Annotated in this window: 18 protein-coding genes and 1 pseudogene; 15 read left to right on the top strand and 4 right to left on the bottom strand. The window is 74.2% G+C overall.

The features are described from left to right. Positions 1 to 815: 815 nt before the first annotated feature. From M446_RS39805 to M446_RS29495, 7 genes and pseudogenes are all read left to right on the top strand, one after another. Positions 816 to 1,184 (top strand): annotated as a pseudogene (locus M446_RS39805) (suppressor of fused domain protein); the annotation flags it as partial. A 556-nt stretch (positions 1,185 to 1,740) separates the two neighbouring features. Further along, positions 1,741 to 3,282 (top strand): sensor histidine kinase, encoded by a 1,542-nt coding sequence (locus M446_RS29520; protein WP_012335764.1) that lies wholly within the window; start codon positions 1,741 to 1,743, stop codon positions 3,280 to 3,282. Next, positions 3,272 to 3,904 carry a response regulator FixJ gene (fixJ, locus tag M446_RS29515; RefSeq protein WP_012335763.1) on the top strand — a complete coding sequence of 211 codons (633 nt, stop codon included), beginning with the start codon at positions 3,272 to 3,274 and terminating at the stop codon, positions 3,902 to 3,904. Before M446_RS29520 ends, fixJ begins: the two co-directional genes overlap by 11 nt. Before the next feature lie 124 nt (positions 3,905 to 4,028). Beyond that, complete coding sequence (locus tag M446_RS29510; protein ID WP_012335762.1) at positions 4,029 to 4,391, top strand: response regulator transcription factor; 363 nt, start codon at positions 4,029 to 4,031, stop codon at positions 4,389 to 4,391. Positions 4,392 to 4,535: 144 nt separating this feature from the next. Then, entirely contained in the window at positions 4,536 to 5,219 is a 684-nt protein-coding gene (locus tag M446_RS29505) for a helix-turn-helix domain-containing protein (RefSeq protein ID WP_012335761.1), read from the top strand. 40 nt (positions 5,220 to 5,259) lie between these two features. After that, on the top strand, positions 5,260 to 6,240 hold the full coding sequence (locus M446_RS29500; RefSeq protein ID WP_012335760.1) for a zinc-dependent alcohol dehydrogenase family protein: 981 nt from the start codon (positions 5,260 to 5,262) through the stop codon (positions 6,238 to 6,240). Positions 6,241 to 6,319: 79 nt separating this feature from the next. After that, positions 6,320 to 6,664: a hypothetical protein gene (locus tag M446_RS29495; RefSeq protein ID WP_012335759.1), complete on the top strand. Its 345-nt coding sequence runs from the start codon at positions 6,320 to 6,322 to the stop codon at positions 6,662 to 6,664. 127 nt (positions 6,665 to 6,791) lie between these two features. Here M446_RS29495 and M446_RS29490 read toward each other — a convergent pair whose 3' ends face one another. Together M446_RS29490 and M446_RS29485 are read right to left on the bottom strand one after the other, a co-directional pair. Beyond that, positions 6,792 to 7,268 (bottom strand): Hsp20/alpha crystallin family protein, encoded by a 477-nt coding sequence (locus tag M446_RS29490; RefSeq protein ID WP_012335758.1) that lies wholly within the window; start codon positions 7,266 to 7,268, stop codon positions 6,792 to 6,794. 62 nt (positions 7,269 to 7,330) lie between these two features. Beyond that, a complete protein-coding gene (locus M446_RS29485) occupies positions 7,331 to 8,146 on the bottom strand; it encodes a universal stress protein (protein ID WP_012335757.1) in 816 nt (271 codons plus the stop codon). A gap of 273 nt (positions 8,147 to 8,419) precedes the next feature. On the opposite strand from M446_RS29485, the gene M446_RS29480 reads away from it, so the two are divergent. From M446_RS29480 to M446_RS29460, 5 genes are all read left to right on the top strand, one after another. Next, positions 8,420 to 9,508: an ABC transporter ATP-binding protein gene (locus M446_RS29480; protein ID WP_236728856.1), complete on the top strand. Its 1,089-nt coding sequence runs from the start codon at positions 8,420 to 8,422 to the stop codon at positions 9,506 to 9,508. Positions 9,509 to 9,801: 293 nt separating this feature from the next. After that, positions 9,802 to 11,643, top strand: coding sequence for a PHA/PHB synthase family protein (locus M446_RS29475; protein ID WP_012335755.1), 1,842 nt, complete (start codon positions 9,802 to 9,804; stop codon positions 11,641 to 11,643). Between the two features lie 2 nt (positions 11,644 to 11,645). After that, positions 11,646 to 12,410, top strand: a complete 765-nt coding sequence (gene fabI, locus M446_RS29470; protein WP_012335754.1) for an enoyl-ACP reductase FabI — start codon at positions 11,646 to 11,648, stop codon at positions 12,408 to 12,410. Between the two features lie 2 nt (positions 12,411 to 12,412). Next, complete coding sequence (locus M446_RS29465; RefSeq protein WP_012335753.1) at positions 12,413 to 13,861, top strand: bifunctional enoyl-CoA hydratase/phosphate acetyltransferase; 1,449 nt, start codon at positions 12,413 to 12,415, stop codon at positions 13,859 to 13,861. After that, positions 13,858 to 15,027, top strand: a complete 1,170-nt coding sequence (locus tag M446_RS29460; protein ID WP_012335752.1) for an acetate/propionate family kinase — start codon at positions 13,858 to 13,860, stop codon at positions 15,025 to 15,027. Before M446_RS29465 ends, M446_RS29460 begins: the two co-directional genes overlap by 4 nt. 51 nt (positions 15,028 to 15,078) lie before the next feature. Here the strand turns inward: M446_RS29460 and M446_RS29455 are convergent, their stop codons facing one another. Both M446_RS29455 and mgtA read right to left on the bottom strand, forming a co-directional pair. Beyond that, positions 15,079 to 16,608, bottom strand: a complete 1,530-nt coding sequence (locus M446_RS29455) for an AAA family ATPase (protein ID WP_012335751.1) — start codon at positions 16,606 to 16,608, stop codon at positions 15,079 to 15,081. Continuing rightward, a complete protein-coding gene (gene mgtA, locus M446_RS29450; RefSeq protein ID WP_012335750.1) occupies positions 16,598 to 19,222 on the bottom strand; it encodes a magnesium-translocating P-type ATPase in 2,625 nt (874 codons plus the stop codon). Before mgtA ends, M446_RS29455 begins: the two co-directional genes overlap by 11 nt. Positions 19,223 to 19,360: 138 nt before the next feature. Between mgtA and M446_RS39310 the strand changes: the two genes are divergently transcribed. The 3 genes from M446_RS39310 (at position 19,361) to M446_RS29440 (ending at position 22,614) form a co-directional block, all read left to right on the top strand. After that, on the top strand, positions 19,361 to 19,495 hold the full coding sequence (locus M446_RS39310) for a hypothetical protein (protein WP_018263632.1): 135 nt from the start codon (positions 19,361 to 19,363) through the stop codon (positions 19,493 to 19,495). Between the two features lie 637 nt (positions 19,496 to 20,132). After that, positions 20,133 to 21,053 carry a hypothetical protein gene (locus M446_RS29445; RefSeq protein ID WP_012335749.1) on the top strand — a complete coding sequence of 307 codons (921 nt, stop codon included), beginning with the start codon at positions 20,133 to 20,135 and terminating at the stop codon, positions 21,051 to 21,053. A gap of 307 nt (positions 21,054 to 21,360) precedes the next feature. Then, positions 21,361 to 22,614 (top strand): hypothetical protein, encoded by a 1,254-nt coding sequence (locus M446_RS29440; protein WP_012335748.1) that lies wholly within the window; start codon positions 21,361 to 21,363, stop codon positions 22,612 to 22,614. The last annotated feature ends 33 nt before the right edge of the window (positions 22,615 to 22,647 follow it).

Below are 22,647 nucleotides of genomic sequence, written 5' to 3'. Positions count from 1 at the left end.
ACGTTCAATCTGGCAAATATCATCTTCTGGATTTACAGGGCCGCCATACCATAATCGCCCGCACGAAGCACGCATCTCCTTTCAGCAGATCTTCAGTATTCTTCGAGAAAAATTTTTAACCATTATAGCATACCCAACTCTCTCCGGCGGCATCAGCTCTCGCTGTGGAATTCGAGACGAAAATCACCATGGCCATAAGGGATCGCTGCCGGTACGATCTCGACGAGTACCCCGCATACATCACCTGTCGAGAACTGAGACGGGCCGATTCCAACCGCGCCGCGCACGCCGCGGCGCCAGATCGGTGAGGAACCGGTGATGAAATTCGGCCTTCAGGGTCGGGCGGCCAAGAAGATTGAGAAACTCCTCCTTGGTCACCTCTGGGAAATGACGAAGCTCGGCTCACAGCCAGCGATTCTTACAGGCGCATCAATCGAAAAACGCGACGGCATCATCACAATAGACCAGCGATCAGATCGGGATGTCAGCTGCGAACAGCCGACGCCTACAAGCCAAGATGAACTAAGGTCCCGCAACAAAGCAAGCTAAGTACTCCAACGATGACGTTGCAAATTTTGTATAACCGACCAACAGTAGACCAATTGGAGATCAGGAGATGGATCAGATTATTGAGCAACACTACATACATAGTATGGGGAAATTTGATGATGGCTTGTAGACGGACGACTCTGAAGAAAAGATCGTCGCGCTGTATTTCGCCAATCCACAGTGCCGGGGTGGAATCTTAGATGGTACAATCGGCAACAGCCGCTACATTGTCAAAGAAGTTTTAGGGCAAGCAGTCAAGGCAAGAGCTTGCTATACTTGTAAATTCTCCGCACAGAGAAAGCAAATCTTGCGATTATCTCACCGCATTCTCGCGTCATCATATCAAAGATCATTACTATCTATCGCAAGGCGATATAATCAGATCGAAAGGAAGCTTATTTGAGCAGCTTGGCTTCGCAAATATTTACTGTACAATACAAAACTCTTTCGGGAGTGCCTTCGCGGTTTGTAGATTGTCACAGCCCTGGACACGAATCTTGTGGCTCATTCGAATATTTTCTTCGGAGTCGCAGCTTATAAAAGCTATCGGATGTCAAGCATTCGAGGAGATTCTGGAGAAATTTGGCACTGATGTCTCCGATCTGAAGAGAAAACCGACTACAAGTTGCCTCTAGGCAGTGTAAAATTTTTCCCTCTCAGCCGCCACGGGGCATGCATAGCCTCAACCATCAATGCCCCTCCCCCGGCCGCCATTGGGAAGCCAGACGCCGCCGTACAATGCGCTCACCCCGTTCACCTGCCTGCTCGGTCCCGCTGCTCCCCGCGGCCAGAGAAAGAGCAGGCGGACGCTGAAACGAAAAGCCGCAGGACGCCCGCACCGATGGGACCGACCCGACCGGAAGGCCGGTCCGGGGCGGGATTCGCCCGCGCGCCGCACCCCGCGACGCCGCGCAGGGCAAGGGCCCGCCCCTCGGCGCCTCGCGGGCGCCCTCCCCGGCCAGCCCGCGGCGCGAATCCGGGCACGCATCCCGCCCCTACCCGCCGCCTCCGCCATTTGCTAGAAAACCGCCAGGAACGAGCAGATGACGACCGAACAGGGGGGTGGCGCGCCGCACAGCACGGCGGACACGCTCCGGTCCGGCTCCGTCGAAGCAGGACGAGCAGCGCGGATTGTCTTCTCTGACGGCACCGGACCTGGGATCTTCGACGGCACAGGTCGGATCTGACGCGGTGCCGGAGAACCGGCCGGCGAGAATCGGCCTCGATCCTTCCGAATTGAGGGCCACCCTCGACGAGGCCGGAATCTGCACCTGGTCCCTGGATCCCGCCACCGGCGCGGTCGCGGCCTCGGCGGCCTGCGACGCGCTCTTCGGCGCGGACGAGGGCAGCCTGACCAGCCTCGACGCCTTCCAGGCCCGGATCCACCCGGAGGACCGGCCCGGCCGGGCCGCCGCCATCGCGCGGGCGCTCGCCGAAGGCGGCACCTACGAGGTCGATTACCGCGCCCTGCGGCCGGACGGGCGGACGGCCTGGCTGCGCTCGCGCGGCCGGGTCGAGCTCGACGCCGCGGGGAGGCCCCTGCGCCACCGCGGCGTCGTCTTCAGCATCGACGCGCAGAAGCGCGCCGAGGACGACCTGCGCGCCCGCGAGGCCCACCTGCAATCGATCCTCGACACCGTGCCGGACGCCATGGTGGTGATCGATGCCGAGGCCCGCATCCACTCCTTCAGCGCCGCCGCCGAGCGGCTGTTCGGCCACGCCGCCGCGGAGGTGATCGGCCGCAACGTCAACCTGCTGATGCCCGAGCCGGACCGGCAGCGCCACGACGGCTACCTCGCCCGCTACCACCGCACCGGCGAGCGGCGCATCATCGGCACCGCCCGCATCGTCACCGGCCAGCGCCGGGACGGCTCGACCTTCCCGATGGAACTCGCGATCGGGGAGATGCGCTCGGGGGAGCGCGTCTTCTACACCGGCTTCATCACCGACCTGACCGAGCGCCAGGAGACCCAGGCCAAGCTCCAGGAGCTGCAGGCCGAACTCGTCCACGTCTCGCGGCTCAGCGCCATGGGGGAGATGGCCTCGGCCCTCGCCCACGAGCTCAACCAGCCCCTCGGCGCGGTCAGCAACTACGCCCGCGGCTGCCGCCGGCTCCTCGACCAAGCGGGCGGCGTGCCGTCCCGCGCCCTCGACGCCATCGACCGGGTCGCCGAGCAGGCCCTGCGCGCCGGCCAGATCATCCGGCGGCTGCGCGACTTCGTGGCCCGCGGCGAGACCGACAAGCGCATCGAGCCGGTCTCCCGCCTGATCGAGGAGGCGAGCGCCCTCGCCCTGGTGGGGGCCCGCGAGCAGGGCGTCGTGTTTCGCTCCCGCCTCGATCCGCAGGTGCGCGCCGTGCTCGCCGACCGCGTCCAGATCCAGCAGGTGCTGGTGAACCTGATCCGCAACGCCCGCGAGGCGATGCAGCCGGTGCCGCGGCGGGAGATCACCGTCGAGGCGCGGCCCGCCGCGCCCGGGATGGTCGAGATCGCCGTGGCGGATACCGGCCCGGGCATCGCCCCGGAGGTCGCCGACCGGCTGTTCCAGCCCTTCGTGACCACCAAGGCGACCGGCCTCGGGGTCGGGCTGTCGATCTGCCGCTCGATCGTCGAGGCGCATGGCGGCCGCCTCGCGGTCGCCCGCAACGCGGCCGGCGGGGCGACGTTCAGCCTGACCCTGCCGGCCGCGCGGGTCGTGGAAAGCCAGGAGGGGGAGCTCGCCGATGGCGGCTGATCCGGCGGTGCACGTCGTCGACGACGACGACGCGATGCGCGACTCGGTCGGGTTCCTGCTCGACACGGCGGGTTACACCGCGCGCCTCTACGAGGCGGCCGAGCCGCTGCTCGACGCCCTGCCGGGCCTCGCGGAGGGCTGCATCCTCACCGACATCCGCATGCCCGGGATCGACGGGATCGAGTTCCTGCGCCGGGTGCGGGCGGCCGGCAGCCCGCTCCCGGTCATCGTCATGACCGGCCACGGCGACGTGCCCCTCGCGGTCGAGGCGATGAAGCTCGGCGCCAGCGACTTCATCGAGAAGCCCTTCGACGACGAGACGCTGCTGCGCGCGGTGCGCGGCGCCCTCGCCCGCCCGGCCCCCGCGACCGCCCCGCTCCCCGGGGCCGACCCGGCCGACCCGGCGCTGCGGGACTTCACCCGCCGGGTCGAGACCCTGAGCGGGCGCGAGCGGCAGGTGCTCACCCACCTCGTGGCCGGCGGCACCGCCAAGGAGATCGGCCGGGCGCTCGCCATCAGCCCGCGCACCGTGGAAATCTACCGGGCCAAGGTGATGGCCAAGACCCAGGCCACCTCCCTCTCCGAACTCGTGCGCTGGGCCGTGCGGGCGGGCCTCGCCTGAGCCGGCAGGCCGGGCGGCACCGGCCTTGAGCGAGATCAAGCCCGGGCGGCCCGTCGCCCGCTATGATGCGGGTCGTCAGCCGTGCCGCGATGCTCCTGTCGCGGGCGGCGTGAGGGAGCCGGTCGTGGCCATCTACATCGCGGACGACGATCCTGCCGTCCTGAACTCGCTGCAGTTCCTGCTCGAGAGCGAGGGCTACGCGGTCGCGGCCTTCGCGAACGGCAACGACCTGCTGGCCGCCTTTCCCGGCCCGCAACCCGCCTGCGTGATCCTCGACGTGATGATGCCGGGCCTGAGCGGCCTCGACGTGCTCTTCGCCCTGCGCGCCCTCGACGTCCGCGCGCCCGTCGTCCTCACCACCGGCCATCCGGATCCCCAGATCCGCCGCCGCGCCGCCGAGGCCGGGGTGCCGCTGGTCGACAAGGCGCTGGCGGCCCAGGCGCTCCCGGCCCTCCTCGCCGCGGGGCCGGGCGGCGCGCCGGCCTGACGCGACGCGCCGCGGCCCCGGCGCGCCTACGCAGATCTCCTTAAGCGGGTCCCCGTAAGAGATCGCCCGGGCTGTCGCCGCCCCCCGGTTCCCGCCACTCTCCCCCCATCCGATCAGGACGGGGACAGGACGGGGACAGGACCCATGGCCATCGACACCGTTTCGCAGCGACCGCTCCCGATCGCGGGCGCGCCCGCCGCCGGTCTCGCGCCGGGCAGCTTCTTTCCCGGCTGCCCCGACCTCGTCGGCTCGCCCACGGGCTTCACCCGCGACGAGGAGATCTACGGCGAGGGCGAGGAGGCGGAATTCGTCTACCGGGTCGTCAGCGGCGCCGTGCGCACCTGCAAGATTCTGGGCGACGGCCGGCGCCAGATCACCGGCTTCCACCTGCCCGGCGACCTGTTCGGGTTCGAGCAGGGCGAGGTCCACGGCCACAATGCCGAGGCGATCTGCGACACCAAGGTCATGATGGTCCGCCGGCGCCAGATCGCCCGCGTGGCCGCCGAGCGCGCCGAGGTGGCCGTGGCGCTCTGGGGGCTGGCGGCGCGGGATCTGCGGCGGGCGCAGGAGCACATGCTGCTCCTCGGCCGCGGCTCGGCCCAGGAGCGGGTGGCGGCCTTCCTGCTCACCGTCGGCGAGCGCCTCGGCGATGCCGGCCACGTCGCCCTGCCGATGACCCGCCGCGACATCGCCGATTACCTCGGCCTCACCCTGGAGACCGTGTCGCGCACGATCTCGCAGCTCGAGGGCGAGGGCGCGCTCCTGCGCGCCGGCGCCCGCCAGGTCACCCTGCGCAAGGGCCGCATGCGCCGGCTGGTCGACGAATGAGGAGAGGGTCGGGGCGGGCCGGCGCGACGGGAGGCTGACGATGCGCGCGATGGTCCTGCACCGGATCGGCGGGCCCCTCGTCGCCGAGACCCGGCCCGACCCGGACCCCGGCCCCGGCGAGGTCCGCATCCGGGTCGAGGCCTGCGCGGTCTGCCGGACGGACCTCCACGTCATCGACGGCGACCTCCCGGACCTGCGCCTGCCGATCGTGCCCGGCCACGAGATCGTCGGGCGCGTCGAGGCCCTGGGGCCCGGGGTGGCGGCGCCGCGTCCCGGCGCCCGGGTCGGCGTGCCCTGGCTCGGCCATACCTGCGGCCGCTGCCCCCATTGCGCGGCGGGCCGCGAGAATCTCTGCGACCGGCCCGGCTTCACCGGCTACACCCGCGACGGCGGCTTCGCCACGCATGTGCTGGCGGAGGCCGCCTACACGATCCCGCTCCCCGAGGAGGCGGATCCGGTCGCGACCGCGCCGCTCCTCTGCGCCGGGCTGATCGGCTGGCGCACGCTGCGGATGGCGGGCGAGGCCGCGACGCTCGGCCTCTACGGATTCGGGGCGGCCGCCCACATCGTGGCCCAGATCTGCCGCCGGGAGGGCCGCGCCGTCCACGCCTTCACCCGGCCCGGCGACCGGGACGGGCAGGCCTTCGCCCGCCGCCTCGGCGCCGTCTGGGCGGGCGATTCGGACGCGCCCCCGCCCCTGCCCCTCGACGCCGCCCTGATCTTCGCCCCCGACGGGCGCCTGGTCCCGGCGGCCCTGCGCGCCGTGCGCAAGGGCGGGACCGTGGTCTGCGGCGGCATCCACATGAGCGACATCCCGGCCTTCCCGTACGCGCTGCTGTGGGGCGAGCGGCGGATCCTGTCGGTGGCGAACCTGACCCGCGCGGATGCGCGGGATTTCTTCGCGGCGGCGCCGCGGGCCGGCATCGTCACCCACACCCGCAGCTTCCCGCTCGCGGAGGCCGAGGCGGCGATCGCCGCGCACCGGGCCGGGCTGAAGGGGGCCGCCGTCCTGGTGCCGTGACGGGCCTGCGGCCCCTCGGGCGCCGGCGGCGCGTCCTGTATCCTGCGGCCGCACCGAATCAGCTCCGCGAGCCCGCACCATGACACCGCCGAGGCGTTTCCCGCGCCCGCTCCGCTCCGTCGCGGCCGCCGCCGCCCTGCTCTCCTGCGCGACCGCCGCGGCCGCCAGGCCCGCCACGTGCCGGACGAGCGACGAGGGCGAGTACCCCTGCACCTTCACGGCGATGGGACGCCAGGGAAGCTTCAGGATCTCCGCCGCGGGCAAGCCGACCGTCACGCTCGAGGTCGACCGGCCCGGCGTGGCGTTCGGCTATCTCACCCTGGGCGGCCGCACCGTGCCGCTCCCGGGCGAGTACGCGCGCAGCACCGAGGATCCGGCCTGCTGGATCGCCACCGCGACCAGCGCCAAGGTCTGCGCCCGCTGAGGACGCGCGCCGCGTCGGCGCGGCGGGCGGCCGGCTCGTCGGGACGATGCGGCAGCGTCCGCGCGCGGGACGCGGCCGATCCGTGACCGGATCCCCGCGTCCGAGGCCGAGGGGAGCGCGGCCCGGATCAGCCGGCCTTGATGTCGATCGTCCGCGCCCGCGGGGCGCCGGCATGGGGCTTGGGCAACCTCAGGGTGAGCACGCCCTTCTCCATCCGCGCCTCGATCTCCTCGGGCTGCGTGCCCGCCGGCAATTCGATGGCGCGCGAGAAGGCGCCGTAGCTGCGCTCCGTCACCCGGCGGGTGCCCTTCATCCCCTCCCGCTCCTGGCGCTTCTCGCCCCGGATCACCAGCATGTCGTCGATCAGTTCGAGCTGGACGTCGCTGCGCTCCAGGCCGGGCAGCTCCGCCGTCACCTCGACGTGGTCGTCCCGCTCGACGACGTCCATGCGGGGCATCGGGCCCTGCAGGAAGGCCGGCAGGCCGGCCCGCACCTCGCCGAGCATCCGGTCGAACTCGCGCTGCAGGGGCGGCTGGACCGCCGTGAGCCCGACCAGCGGATCGTCGTGCCGGCCGCCCAGGGCCAGAATGGACTTGAGGTTCATGGGACTCTCCCTCGATCGGCCCGGCCTCGCCTCGCGCGCGGCGGGCGTGCCGCGGCGCGCCCTCAGCGGGACATCAGGACCGGAACCGTCATGGAGCGCAGCATCGTGCGGCTGGTGCCGCCGATGAGCGCCTCGCGCAGCCGGGCGTGGCCGTAGGCCCCCATCACCAGGAGGTCGGCGCCGCAATCGGCGACGTGGGACAGCAGGGCCTCGGCGGGCGGGATGCCGGCCCGGACGACCCGGAAGGTCGCGTCGACGCCGTGCCGGGCGAGGTGGCGGACCATGCGCCGGGGCAGGTCCTCCGGCGTCGGCTCCTCGGCCACGGTGACGACCTCGACGCGGTTCGCGCGCCGCAGCAGCGGGAGCGCGTCGGCGAGGGCGCGGGCCGCCTGGGCGCTGCCGTCCCAGGCCACGACCGCCGAGGTCAGGGCGGGCGGGGCGGCCTGGATGTAGGGCACGATCAGCACCGGGCGGCCCGACCGGAACAGCAGCGGCTCCATCTGCGCGTCGGCGGGCTTGGGCGCGGCGTGGTCGGCCTGCTCGATCACCACGAGGTCGCACAGGCGCGCCCGCTCGGCGAGCTCCTGGGCGGCCTCGGGGGCGGAGCTGCAGATCACGACGCTCTCGCAGGAGAGCCCCGCCCCGCGGGCGGCGGCCGCGGCCTCCTCGGCCGCCTCGGCGGCGCGCTCCCGCGAACTCCGCTCCGCCGAGACGATCATGTCGTAGCGGATCTCGGCCTGCGCGTAGGTCTCGAAGGGCACGGCCGGCAGCACGCCGGCCGCCGTGACGGAGGCCCCGGTCTCGGCCGCGAGCGCGAGGCCGCAGGGCAGCGCGCGCCGACCCACGCCGTCGACGACGATCATCAGGTCCCGGATCATGGTGTCCTCCCGGCTCAGTCCGGCTCAGTGCGGGAAGGATCCCGCCGGACGCGCGGATCGGCCTTGATCCAGCGCAAGGGATCCGGCGGCGAGGGATCGAGCGCAAGGGATCGAGTGACTGCGATCGAGTGACTGCGATCGAGCCCGAGGGCCGGCCGCGGAGCGACGGGCCGCGGCCGCCCAACCCTTGAGGCGGATCAAGGCGACCCAGCACGGGAGGCGGTAGTGAGCCGGCTATAACCCGGCCGCGGCGCCGGAGGGAGGGAAACGCCCATGGCGACAGGGCCCATGGCGACGGGGCATGTGCGGGAGGCCGCGCGGCCGCGGGACGAGGCACCGGATCTCTGCCGCCCTTCGCCCGCGCCTTCGCCCGCGCGCAGCACCCCTCCCGACCTGCTGACCTTCATCTGGCGCGAGAGTGCCGTGGCGCAGGTCTGGCTCGCCCTCCTGGTGGTGGCGGTGTTCCTGGCGGGGGTGCTGCCCCTGGAGATCCAGCGGCGCGCGGTGGGCCACGCCGTGAAGGGGGCCGACCCGCAGGTGCTGCTGCGGCTCGCCGTCCTCTACGCGCTCACCGCCTGCGGGCTCGGGCTGCTGAAGCTCGTGCTCAACATCGGTCGCGGCTTCGTCGCCGAGCGGGCCGTGCGCCGCCTGCGCGCCGCCATCATGGAGGATTGCCACGGCGCCGGGCTGCACGGCGGCGCGCCGCGGAGCGGCGCCGGGCAGGCGCGCGGCGTCGAGGTGGCGCTGGTTCTGGACGAGGCCGAGCCGGTGGGCGGCTTCGTCGCCTCCTGCTTCTCGGAGCCGCTCCTGCAGGCGGGCATCCTGGTCACCACGCTCGCCTACCTGGCCATGCTCAACCCCGCCATGGCCCTGGTGGCGCTGGCGGTGTTCTCGCCCCAGCTCGTCTTCGTGCCGCTGATGCAGCGGGCCATCAACCGCCGGGTCGGGGCGCGCATCGGCCTGCTGCGGCGGGTCAGCGGCGGCATCGTGGAGGCGCGTTCCGGCGCCGTCGCGCCGGCCGAGGCGGAGCGGCTCGACGCCGTCTTCGGCCTCAACATGGGGATCTTCCGGATCAAGTTCTCGATGAACTTCCTGATGAACATGTCCTACCACCTCGGCGTGGCGGGGATCCTGGGCGTCGGGGGCTACGCGGTGGTGACCGGCGAGGCGGAGGTCAGCACGGTCGTCGCCTTCGTGTCGGGGCTCGCGCACATGAACGACCCCTGGGGGGACCTCGTGAACTGGTTCCGCGAGGTCAGCGTCACGCGCACCAAGTACGACCTGATCGCCCGGGCGACGGGCGCGCTGGCGGAGGGGCACGTCGCGCAGGCCTGTGCGGTACCCGGGGCGGCCGCGCCGTGAGCGGGGGCGCCGCGAGCCGGGCCCGGCGCCGGGCGGATCGGAGATCGGGGATCCGCCTCGTACCCCCGCGGGAGAGGGGCCCCCCCGCGCGGATCGTGCGCGGTGCGCGAATCGTGCGCGACACGGCCCGCCGAGGCCTCGTTTGCCAAGGTATTGCCGAGCGTTTGCCGAGATCGCATCCGGCGCCCCGCGCATCGGACGATCCTGAGCGCGTGCGTGCAGCTCAGCTCTGATCTGGATCAGTGGGCGGAACGCCGTGCCCGGCTAGGAGAGGCGGGCGCTGGAGACCCCCCATGCTCGCGACTTCCCCCACGCAATCCTCGGCCGCGATCCCGGCCCGCCCCCCTGCCCTCCGCCTCGTGCCGCCGGTCGCGGCCGCCGGTCCCGTCCGGGACGCCGCGGAGCCCGGTGACGACCTGCACGACGCCGGCCAGGCGATCGACCAAGCGGCCCATGCCGCGGTGGCGCGGCTCACCGGCGGCCTCTCGCCGGCGGCCCTGGCCAATGCCTGGCTCGACTGGAGCGTGCACGCGGCCTTCTCGCCCGGCAAGCAGGCCGAACTCGCCGCCAAGGCCTTCCGCAAGGGCCAGCGCCTGCAATCCTTCCTGTGGCGCAACCTCCTGGTGGGGGCGCAGGCCGAACCCTGCATCGAGCCCCTGCCCCAGGACCACCGCTTCGACGACCCGGCTTGGCGGACCTGGCCCTTCTGCCTCTACCAGCAGGGTTTCCTGCTCACCCAGCAATGGTGGCACAACGCCACCACGGGCGTGCGCGGCGTGGCGCGGGCGCACGAGGAGATCGTCGCCTTCACGGCGCGCCAGATGCTCGATGGGGTCTCGCCGTCGAATCACCCCCTCACCAACCCGGTCGTCCTCAACGCGACCCTGGCGAGCGGCGGCGCCAACCTGGTGCTCGGCGCCCTGAACGCCCTGGAGGATGCCCGGCGCGGGCTCGCCGGCCTCAAGCCCGCGGGCGCCGAGCGCTTCGCGGTCGGGCGCGAGGTCGCGGTCACCGAGGGCGAGGTCGTCTACCGCAACGACCTGATCGAGCTGATCCAGTACGCGCCGAAGACCGGCGCAGTCCGGCCCGAGCCGGTCCTGATCGTGCCGGCCTGGATCATGAAGTACTACATCCTCGACCTGTCGCCGGAGAATTCCCTGGTCCGCCACCTCGTCGGCCAGGGCTTCACCGTGTTCATGATCTCCTGGCGCAACCCGGGCCCGGCGGACCGGGACGTGTCCTTCGACGATTACCGGCGGCTCGGCGTGATGGCCGCCCTCGACGCGGTCTCGGCGATCCGGCCGGGCCGGGCCGTGCACGCGGCGGGCTATTGCCTGGGCGGCACGCTGCTCTCGATCGCGGCGGCCACCATGGCCCGGGACGGGGATGCGCGGCTCGCCTCCCTCACCCTCTTCGCCGCGCAGGTCGACTTCACCGAGGCCGGCGAGCTCACGCTCTTCATCAACGAGAGCCAGATCAGCTTCCTGGAGAGCCTGATGCGGAGCGAGGGCGTCCTCGACTCCAAGCAGATGGCCGGCGCCTTCCAGCTGCTGCGCTCGAACGACCTGATCTGGTCGCGGATCGTCAACAGCTACCTGCTCGGGCGGCGCGAGGCGGTGACCGACCTGATGGCCTGGAACGCCGACGCCACCCGGATGCCGGCGCGGATGCACGCCGAGTACCTGCGCCGCCTGTTCCTCGACAACGACCTCGCGGAGGGCCGCCTGCGGGTCGAGGGCCGGCCGGTGGCCCTGACCGACATCCGCGCGCCGATCTTCGCCGTCGGCACCGAGAAGGACCACGTGGCGCCCTGGCGCTCGGTGTTCAAGCTCACGCTGATGACCGACGCGGACGTCACCTTCCTACTCGCCAGCGGGGGCCACAACGCGGGCATCGTCTCGGAGCCCGGCCATCGCGGCCGCCACTACCGCGTGCACAGCAGGGCGGCGACCGACCGCTACGTCGATCCGGACAGCTGGCTCGACCTCGCCCGGCTCGAACAGGGCTCCTGGTGGCCGGAATGGGCCTCCTGGCTCGCCGAGCGGTCCGGCCCGCCCGAGCCGCCGCCGCCGATGGGGCTGCCGGGCGCGCCGACGCTCGGCCCGGCCCCCGGCCGCTACGTGCGGGAGGCCTGACCATGGCCCTGCTCGCCGGCAAGCGCGCCCTCGTGGTCGGGGTCGCCAACGCGCAGTCGATCGCCACGGGCTGCGCCCGCGCCTTCCGGGAGAACGGCGCCCGCCTCGCCCTCACCTACCTGAACGACCGGGCCCGGCCCCACGTCGCCCCCGTCGCCGAGGAGCTCGGGGCGGAGATCCTCGCGCCCCTCGACGTCACCCGGGACGCGGAGCTCGACGCGCTCTTCGCGCGGGTGGAGGCGGCCTGGGGCGGCCTCGACATCCTCGTCCACTCGATCGCCTTCTGCCCGAAGGAGGACCTGCACGGCCGCGTCACCGATTGCTCGCGGGAGGGCTTCCTCACCGCCATGGACGTCTCGGTGCACTCGCTGATCCGGATGACGCGGCGGGCCGAGCCGCTGATGCGGGCGGGCGGCAGCATCCTGACGGTGAGCTATTACGGCGCCGAGAAGGTGGTCGACCACTACAACGTGATGGGGCCGGTCAAGGCCGCCCTGGAGGCCGGCGTGCGCTCGCTCGCGGTCGAACTCGGCCCGCGCGGCATCCGGGTCAACACCCTCTCGCCCGGGCCGGTCGTGACCCGGGCGGCCTCGGGGATCGACCATTTCGACGACCTCGTCGAGGCCGCCCGCACCCGCGCGCCGGAGCACCGGCTCGTGACCCTGGAGGAGATCGGCCACATGGCCGCCGCCCTCTCGGCCGACGGCGCCCGCGGCGTCACCGGCACCATCACCTTCGTCGACGGCGGCTTGCACGCGGTGGCCTGATCATGGAAGCCCTCCAATTCATCGAGAACCGCACCCTGGCGGAGATCCGGGTCGGCGACAGCGCGAGCCTCGCCCGCACCCTGCAGCCGGACGACATCCGGCTGTTCGCGGTCGTGTCGGGGGACGTGAACCCCGCCCATCTCGACAAGGACTACGCCGATACGGACCGCTTCCACGGGGTCATCGCGCACGGGCTCTGGGGCGGCTCGCTGATCTCGGCGGTGCTCGGCACCGCGCTGCCGGGGCCCGGCACGATCTATCTCGGCCAGTCCCTGCGCTTCCTGCGGCCGGTGAAGATCGGCGACACGATCACGGCCCGGGTCACCGTGCGGACGAAGGACGAGGCGCGGGCGCGGCTCGTCCTCGACTGCGCCTGCCTCAACGACCGCGGCGAGAGCGTGATCAGCGGCGAGGCCGAGGTGATCGCGCCGACCGAGAAGGTCCGCCGGCCCCGGGTGCTGCTGCCGGAGGTGCACCTGCACGAGCGCGGCGCCCAGTGGCGCCGCCTGATCGACGCGGCGCGGGGAAGGCCCCCGATCCGCACCGCCGTGGTCCATCCCTGCGACGCGGTCTCCCTCGAGGGCGCGCTGGCGGGGCGGCGGGCCGGGCTGATCGAGCCGGTCCTGGTCGGGCCGCGGGCCAAGATCGCGGCGGCGGCCGAGGCGGCGCGGATCGCGCTCGACGGGATCGAGATCGTCGAGGCGCCCCACAGCCACGCGGCCGCCGAGCGGGCGGTCGACCTCGCCCGGGCCGGCAGCGTGGCGGCGCTGATGAAGGGGGCGCTGCACACCGACGAGATCCTCTCGGCGGCCCTGCGCAGGGAGGCGGGCCTGCGCACCGAACGGCGCATGAGCCACGTCTACGCCCTCGACGTGCCGCATTACCGCAAGCCGCTCTTCATCACCGACGCGGCGGTCAACATCGCGCCGAGCCTCGCGGAGAAGCGCGACATCGTCCAGAACGCCATCGACCTGTGCCGGGCTCTGGGGATCGCCGAGCCCAAGGCGGCGATCCTCTCGGCGGTCGAGACGGTGTCGATGCGGATCGGCTCCACCCTCGACGCGGCGGCGCTCTGCAAGATGGCCGAGCGCGGCCAGATCACCGGCGGCCGCGTCGAGGGGCCCCTGGCCTTCGACAACGCCATCTCGCGGGAGGCCGCCGCCGCCAAGGGCATCGCCTCGCCGGTGGCGGGGGACGCCGACATCCTGGTCGTCCCCGACCTCGTCTCGGGCAACATGCTGGCCAAGCAGCTCATCCATCTCGCGGGGGCGGACGCGGCCGGGCTGATCCTCGGCGCGCGGGTGCCGATCATCCTGACGAGCCGCGCCGACAGCGCCGAGGTGCGGGAAGCCTCCTGCGCGCTGGCCCAGCTCTTCGCGCATGCGGCGGCGTCGGGGGACCCCGCCTCCGCCGAAGGAGGCGCCGCGTCCGCCGAAGGAGGCGCCGCGTGACCGACGCGATCCTGGCGATCAATGCGGGCTCGTCGAGCCTGAAATTCGCGCTCTTCGCGGCCGACACGCTGGAGCCGCTCTGCCGGGGCGGCGTGTCGGGCCTCGGCGGCGCCGTGAGCGTCGAGGCCGCGGGCCCGCTCGCCCTCAGGGCCGGCGACGCGCCGGGGGCGGGCAGCGATCACGCGGCCGCGGTGGCGTGGCTGCTCGACGCGATCCGCCGCACGCCGGACCTCCTCCTGCGGGCGGCGGGGCACCGGGTCGTGCATGGCGGGCGGGACTTCTCGGCACCGGTGCGGGTGGATGCGGGGGTGCTCGCGGCGCTGGAGCGGCTGGTGCCCCTGGCCCCGGCCCACCAGCCCCACAACCTCGCGGGGCTGAGGGCCGTGGCGGCGTCCTGGCCCGACCTGCCCCAGGTCGCCTGCTTCGACACCGCCTTCCACCGCACCCAGCCGCGCCTCGCCCAGCTCTTCCCGATCCCGTGGGCGCTGAGCGAGGAGGGCCTGCTGCGCTACGGCTTCCACGGGCTCTCCTACGCGCACGTGGCCGAGATCCTGCCGGATCTGGCCGGGGCGCGGGCGGAGGGGCGGGTGATCGTGGCCCATCTCGGGCACGGCGCCAGCCTCTGCGCCCTGCGGGAGCGCCGCAGCCTCGCCTCGACCATGGGCTTCACCGCCCTGGACGGGCTGATGATGGGCACCCGCTCGGGCGCCGTCGATCCGGGGCTGGTGCTGCACCTGATCCGCGAGCGGGGCATGAGCGCGGAGGCGGTGGCCGACCTCCTGAACAACCGCTCGGGGCTGCTCGGCGTCTCGGGGATCAGCGACGACGTGCGGGCCCTGCAGGGCTGCGACGATCCGCGGGCCGCCGAGGCCCTGGCGCTGTTCGCCTACCGGGCGGTGCGGGAGGCGGGCTCGCTGATGGCGGCCCTCGGCGGGCTCGACGTGCTGGTCTTCACGGCGGGGATCGGCGAGCACGCGCCCGCCCTGCGCGCGGCGATCGCCGAGGGCCTCGCCTTCGCGGGGGTGGAGCTCGACCCGGCCCGCAACGCCGCGAACGCGACCCGGATCAGCCGGGACGCGTCGCCGGTCGCGGTCTACGTGGTGCCGGCGAACGAGGAGCGCCCGATCGCCCGGGCCGCCGCCGCGCTGCTGGCCGGGCGGGGGTGAGGGGCGGATGCGGCGTCGCGCCCGACCGGGCGGGCGGGGGCCTCCCCGCCCCTACCCCGCCCGGGGCACCGGCCCCCGCGCCAGGATCACCGCCCGCAGCGTCTCCGGGGGCAGGCGGGCGTCGAGGCGCTCCCAGGTGATCTCGCCGCAGGCCCGCTCCGCCTGGGCGGCGAGCACCGCGGGGGTGGCGTCGGACGGGTCGTCCCGCCGGGCCGCGATGCGCGCGGCGAGCATCGGCACCGGCGCCTGCAGCCAGACGCCCCGGAAGGAGGCGCCGCCCGCCCGCGCCACCGCGGCGATCGCCTCCCGCTCGTCCGGACGGTCGAAGACCGCGTCGACCACCACGCTCGCCCCGCCCGCGAGGGCGCGGGCCGCCTCCGCCCGCATCGCCGCGTAGACCGCCTCCGACATCGCGGGCGCGTAGGCCTCCGCGGGGAGCCGCGTCAGGGCCGGCACGCCGTGCAGGCGCTTGCGGGTGCGGTCGCTGCCGACGATCCGGGCGCCCGGCGGCGGGCCCAGGAAGGGCGCCACCGCGGCCGCGACCGTCGACTTGCCCGAGCCGCTGAGGCCCCCGACCGCCAGCAGCACCGGGGCCTCGTCCGCCTGCAGGCACTGCTCCGCCAGGGCGAGGTAGGCCCGCGCCTCGCGCCACAGGCCCCCCTCCGCGGCGGCCGGCGCCTCCGCCGCCTGGCTCGCGGTGACGTGCGCCCGGATGACGGCGCGCAGCGCCATCAGGAAGGGCAGCAGGCCCGCCCCGTCGATCTCGTCGGCCTCGTCGAGGTAGCGGTTGACGAGGAGGCTCGCGAGGTCGCCCCGGCCGCGGTGCCAGAGGTCCATCAGCGGGAAGGCGAGGTCGTAGAGCACGTCGATCGTGCCGAGCTCCTCGTCGAATTCGAGCCCGTCGAAGGGCGTCGGCACCCCCTCGAACAGGCAGATGTTGCGCAGCGTCAGGTCGCCGTGGCAGCGGCGGACCTTGCCGGCCGCGCGCCGCGCCTCGACGCGCGCGGCGTGGCGGCCGAGCGCGGCCCGGAACCGCGCCGCGAGGGCGTCGGCCACCTCCGCGGCGACGAGGCCGCTCGCCCGCAGGCCGCGATCGTTGAGGGCGACGAGGCGCTCCATCGCGGCGGCGCCCCCCCGCGCCGGGCTCGCCGGCGCCTCGGCGTGCAGGGCGGCGATGCGGTGGGCGAGCGCGGTCAGGAGGGCGGGCGTGGCGCGCCCGTCCTGGACCATCGCGTCGAACAGGTCGGCCGCCGGGAAGCGGCGCATCTCGACCACCGCGTCGACGAGCGGGCCGCCGCCGTCGAGGACGAGGCCGCCATCCGCCCCCCGGGTGATCCGGTGCACGCCGCGATAGAGGCCGGGCGCCCAGCGCCGGTTGAGGGCGCATTCCGCCTCGCAGGCCGCGAGCCGCCGCGGCGCGGTCGAGAAGTCGAGGAAGGGGAAGCGCACCGCCCGCTTGAGCTTGAACACCCGCTCCCCCGCCAGGAGGATGACCGAGATGTGGGTGCGGATCGTCTCGACCGCGCCCGCGGCGCCGAGGATCCGGCGCAGGAATTCGAGGATCTCGGTCTCACCCGGCATGGCCTCGTCCTCTCCGGCGCGAGGGCAGGAACCCCGCGGGGCGGCGGGCGCCGGTGGCCCAGGGCTTCACCGCCTCGGCCGCGGCGAGGTAGGCCGCCGTGATCGCCGCGATGGCCGCGAGGAGCGCGGGCGGCGGCGGCGCGAACCCGAACCACGGCCCGGCCGGCGTGAAGGGCAGCAGGAGCGCGACCGCGAGCGCCGCCAGCGAGGTGACGGCGAGGACGCTGCCCGGGCGGTCGCGCCAGGGCCGCCCGGCCGTGCGGATGACCACGATGACCAGGATCTGCGTCGCCATCGATTCGAGGAACCACGCGGTGCGGAAGACGTCGGGCGCCGCCCCGAAGCCGAGGAGCAGCACGCCGAAGGTCAGGAGGTCGAACAGGGAGGAGAGCGGCCCCATCACGGCGGCGAAGCGCAGCAGCCCCGCCATCTCCCAGGTTTGCGGGCGCGCCACCGCCTCGGGCCGCACGTGGTCGAACGGGATCCCGATCTCCGACAGGTCGTAGAGCAGGTTGTTGAGCAGGATCTGGGTCGGCAGCATCGGCAGGAACGGCAGGGCCGCCGAGGCTGCCGCCATCGACAGCATGTTGCCGAAATTCGAACTCGCCCCCATGCGGATGTACTTGAGGATGTTGGCGAAGGTGCGCCGCCCCTCGGCCACGCCGGCCGCCACCACGGCGAGGTCGGGGGCGAGCAGGATCATGTCGGCGGCGGCCTGGGCGACGCCGGTCGCCCCCTCGACCGAGAGGCCGATATCGGCCTGCCGCAGGCCCGGCGCGTCGTTGATGCCGTCGCCCAGGAAGCCGACGACCTCGCCCCCCGCCTGCAGCGCCTTGACGATGCGCGCCTTCTGGTCGGGGGCGAGGCGCCCGAAGGCGTCGACCCGGCGCACCTGCACGGCGAGGGCCTCGTCGCCGAGCGCGGCCACCTCCGTCCCCGACAGCACCGAGGGGGCCGGCAGGCCGACATGCCCGGCGAGGCGCCGCACCACGACCGGGTCGTCCCCCGACAGGATCTTCACCCGGACCCCCGCCCGCGCGAGCTCCGCCACCGCGGCGGCGGCGTCGGGCTTGGGCGGGTCCGCGAAGGCGCAGAACCCGTCGAGGACGAGCCCCGCCTCCCCGGCATCCCGCGGCCCCGCCGCCTCCCGGGAGGCGACCGCGATGGCCCGGTAGCCCTCCTCGGCGAGGGCCCGCAGCCGCGCCAGGCAGGCGGCGCGGTCGGGATCCCCGAGGGGCGCCGTCCCGGCCCCGTCCCGCCGCTCCGTGCACAGGGCGAGGACGGCCTCGGGCGCGCCCTTGACGATCAGGCGCGGGCCCTCCGGCCCCTCGGCCAGGACCGCGCCGCTGCGGCGTCCCGCCTCGAAGGGGCGCAGGGCGAGGAGGCGCCATCCCTCCGCGGCGGCCCCGTCGGCCCGCGCCGCGCCGTCGGGCCCGGCGGCGCCGTGGCGCCGCAGCGCCGCGTCGAGGGCCCCGCGCTCGCCGCCCAGCGCCGCCGCCACGGCCCCGAGCCGGGCCGGGCGCGGGTCGTCGCGGCCGTCGGGCCCGAAGCTGCGCGCGAGCACGATCTCGGCCGAGGTCAGGGTTCCGGTCTTGTCGGTGCAGAGCACCGTCATGGCGCCGAGGTCGTGGATGCCCGCGAGGCGCTTCACGATCACCTTGCGGCGGGCCATGCGCAGCGCCCCGCGGGCGAGGGTCACGGTGGTGATCATCGGCAGCAATTCGGGGGTGAGGCCGACCGCCAGGGCCACCGCGAAGAGGAGCGAGTCGAGCACCGGCCGCCCGAGGGCGACCCGGACCGCCAGCACGGCCACCACCAGCACGAGGGTGAGCCGCGCCACCACGAGGCCGAATTCGCGCAGGTCGCGCTGGAAGGGCGAGGGGGCGGCGCTCTCGGCGAGGGAGGCGGCGGCCGCCCCGAACATCGTCGCGCGGCCGGTGGCGGCCACGAGGGCGAGCGCCTCCCCGCTCTGGGCGACGGCGCCGCGGAACAGGGCATTGGCGGCCTCGGCGGGGGCCGTCGCCGCGACCGGGCCGGGCCGCTTCTCGACCGGGTAGGGCTCGCCGGTCAGGGCCGCCTCGACGGCCGAGAAGGCGGCGCTGGCGAGCACGAGGGCGTCGGCGGGCACGATGTCGCCCGCGCGCACGCGGATCAGGTCGCCGCGCACGACCTCCTCGACCGGCACGGTCCGGAAGCGGCCGTCGCGCTTGACCTCCGCCGTGAGGGCGACCGAGCGCCGCAGCGCCTCCGCGGCCCGGACGGCGTGGCCTTCCTGGAGCGTGTCGAGGCCGATCGACAGGGTCAGGATGGCGATGATGATGACGCCCCCGCCCCAGTCGCCGGTGGCGATCGAGACCAGCCCCGCCGCGAGCAGGATCAGCGAGAAGGGTTCGAGCAGCCGCCGCAGCACCGCCCGCAGGACGCCGTCGGCCCGGGCCGGGCGGTCGCCGTTGGGGCCGTCCTCGGCGAGGCGGCGCGCCGCCTGCGCGGCGCTCAGGCCGTCGAGGCCGCATCCGAGCCGCGCGGCGAGCGCCTCCGGGCTCCCGGTCCAGAACGGCCCGTCCTCCCGCGTCCCGCCCGGATGGGTCCGCGCCGTCTCCGCGTCATGCCGCATGTGTCGCCCCGCCGCCGCCCTCCCGGGGCGCGCCGCATTCTGCCCGCGCGGCGGCGGGCGGCCTTGATCCACCGCAACGGGGCGCCGTGGAACGGCCGCCGAGCTTGAGCGTTGAGTGGAAAACAGGAGGAACGCCCCATGACGAAGGCCTGGAGAAGCGTCGAGCAGATCGCGAGCGCCCGCGGCATCTCGGTCGAGGAGGCCCGCGCGCTGGTGCAGGCGCGGAACTGCCCGAAGGTGTTCCACGGCACGGTGACACTCTACCTGCTGTGAGCGGCCCGTAGACCGTCCAGCCCGGTCACGGCGCCGGCACGCGGAGGACGGCCCGTTCCGGCCTGCCCGTTCCCCTGCCGACCCGGCGCGATCGCGCCGAGCCTGAGCACGATCTCGGCTCCTGGCGTCTTGGTCCGGCCTGCGCGCGATGGGCGTCGGACGGCGTCCTGGTGATCGGTCCGGCACGATGTCCGGCCAGGGCCGTCATGGCCCGTCGTCATGGCCCGTCGTCATGGCCCGTCGTCATGGCCCGTCGTCATGGCCCGTCGTCATGGCCCGTCGTCATGGCCCGTCGTCATGGCCAGTCGTCATGGCCCGTGCGGTGTCCAGATTCCCCCGTGTCCCGGATCTCCCTCCGCGTCGTTCCGGGCAGCCGGTCCGGGCCTTGCCGAACGGCGGTGCTGACCCCATCGATCGAGAGCCGCAGCGTTCTCAACCCCCGAGCGCCGGCCGGCGCGGCAGGCGGCAGGGACGCCCCGTCCTCCGATCCGGGACGCGTCCCCTGGGGAACGCGGCTTGCGTCGTCCCTGGCGGTTTCACCCGCCCGGCGATCGGGCCGCCGCTTCTGATCCGCGATGGCACAGGACCGTCCCGGAGCGCGCGGAGGCGCGAACCGCGGCCACCCCGCGAGTGTCCCATGGCCCACTCTGACGCGCCCGCTCCGGAGCGCGCGGCCTGCCCACCGACCCAGCCCGCCCTGCGCTGCCGGCCGATCGAGGAGGCCGATCTCGACGCCGTCGTGCGGCTGCTCGGCCGCGGTTTCCCGGACCGCCCGCCGGCCTATTGGCGCCGGGGCTTCGCCCGCCTCGCCGCCCGCCGCCTGCCCGGCGACGTGCCGCGCTACGGCCTCCTGCTCGCGCATCGCGACGCGGTCGTCGGCGTCCTCCTCACCATCTACGCCTCCGTCGAGGACGAGCGCGGCCCCTCCCTGCGCTGCAACCTGTCGAGCTGGTACGTCGAGCCGGAATTCCGCGGCTTCGGCGTGATGCTCGACGGGCGCGCCATGCGCGACCGGGCCGTGACCTACCTCAACATCTCGGCCGCCCCCGAGACCTGGTCGATGCACCAGGCCCGCGGCTTCCGCCGCTACGCGGAGGGACAGATGCTGGTCCTGCCGGCCCTCAGCCGCCCGGCGCCGGGGCAGCGGGTCCGCCCCTTCGGCCCGGAGACGGCGGCGCTGCTCTCCCGCGCCGAGCGCGCCCTGGCGCGGGACCACGAGGCCCTGGGCTGCCGCTGCCTCGTCCTCGCCGAGGGCGGCTCCGGCCGGCTCGCCATCCTGGTGCGCCGCTCCCTGCGGGTCGGGCCGGGGCTCCACCTGCCGGGCATGCAGCTGATCTACGGGCCGGCCGGGGCCGCGCTCGGCGGCTGGCTCGGGGCGCTCGGCCGCGCCCTGCTGCGCCGCCACGCCATGCCGCTCCTGCTCGTCGATGCCGCGGCGCCGGTGCCGGGGGCGGTCGGGCGCTTCTTCCCGGGCCGCAAGCCGCGCCTCGCCCGCGGGCCCGGGCCGGTCGCCCTCGGCGACCTCGCCTATACCGAACTCGCCGTGTTCGGCGCCTGACCGCGCCGCCTGCGGCGCCCGGACCACGCCGCCTGCGGCGCCCGACCGCGCCGCCCCCCGGCGCCCGAGCGCGGCCTCGGGGCGCGTCCCGGCGCGGCACGGCCGCGCGCGCCGCGCCCCGTCCTGGCACGGGGCCGTGCCGCGCCGGGGCGGCGCGCCCTGGCCCGGGCCCCGCATCGGAGCGGCGACGGCGGCCCGCCGGATCGCCGCCAGGAGAGGATGTCCGATGTCGCCAGGGCCACGAGCGCGGGGCACGGGCGGGCCGGACCGGCCGTGCCCGCCCGCGGCGGGACCGAGCCGCCGGGCCGTGTTGCTGGGCGGCCTCGCGGCCCTGGCCGCGCGGCCGCGCCCCGCCGGGGCGGCGCCGGCCCCGCGCCCGGTGGCGGATTTCCTCGACAGCGTCGGGGTCAACCTCCACCTCGGCAGCGAGCCCTACGCCTCCCGCTTCGAGACGGTGCGCGACCTCCTCGCCGAGGCGGGGATCCGGCACGTCCGGGACGAGCTGCGCCCCTCCAACGACCTCGGCCGCTGGGCCCGGCTCCACGCCACCCACGGGGTGCGGGCGCAGCTGCTCGTCTCGCCCGTCACCAACACGGTGCCGGAGATGCTCGCCTACCTGGAGGCTCTGGGCCCCGGCCGCGTCTCGGCGATCGAGGGCCAGAACGAGGGCGACAGCCCCTGGTTCACCGCCCAGCCGGCGGCGCGGCCGGACTGGAGCAGCGCCGTGGTCGCCTACCAGCGCGCCGTCTACCGGGCGCTGCGCACGCGCTACGACGCGCGGACGCTGCCGGTCGTCTCGCCGACCGTCCTCGACTACCGCCCGCAGGACGTGGCGCCGATCCGCGGCGCGGCCCCGTTCTGCGACGTGGTGGCGATCCATTCCTACGTGCAGGGCGGCCAGGAGCCCGAGACCGCGGACGATTACGCCGCCCTCTCCTGGTACCTCGCCCACATGGCCGAGGGCTTCAAGCCGGGCGCGCCCGTGATGAGCACGGAAGTCGGCTACTGCACCCCGCCGAATCCGGGCCGCGGCGGCGTCTCCGAGGCGGCGGCGGCGATCTACGTCCCGCGCCTGCTGCTGCACAACTTCGCCGCCGGGCTGCGCCGGAGCTTCCTGTACGAGCTGATGGACGGCGGCACCGACCCGCGCGAGACCGAGCACCATTGGGGGCTCGTCCACCACGACGGCCGCCCGAAGCCGGCCTACCGCGCCCTGCGCGGGCTGATGCGCGCCCTCTCGGCCCCCGACGCGCCGCGCGACGAGGCGCCCCGGGAGGTCGCCCTGCCGGAGGCGGGCGCGGACCTGCGCGCCGTCCCGCTCGGCCGCCGGGACGGCGGCACGGTGGTGGCGCTCTGGCGCGCGCTGCGCTGCTGGGACCCGGCGGCCCGCGCCGACCTCGCGCCGGAGGCCCGCCCGCAGCGGGTCGTGCCGAGCCGCCCGGCGGCCCGCGCGCGGGCGATGGTGCCGAACGACGAGGAGGCCTGGACCGAGGTCGCGATCCGGGACGGCGCCGCGTCGCTGCCGGTCGGCGCCAAGGTGGTGCTGCTGTGGCTGAGCTGACCCCCTGCGATCGCCCGGAATTCACGATGTTCG

The organism is Methylobacterium sp. 4-46, from assembly GCF_000019365.1.
GTDB lineage: Bacteria > Pseudomonadota > Alphaproteobacteria > Rhizobiales > Beijerinckiaceae > Methylobacterium.
This window is presented reverse-complemented; position numbering and strand designations above follow the sequence as displayed.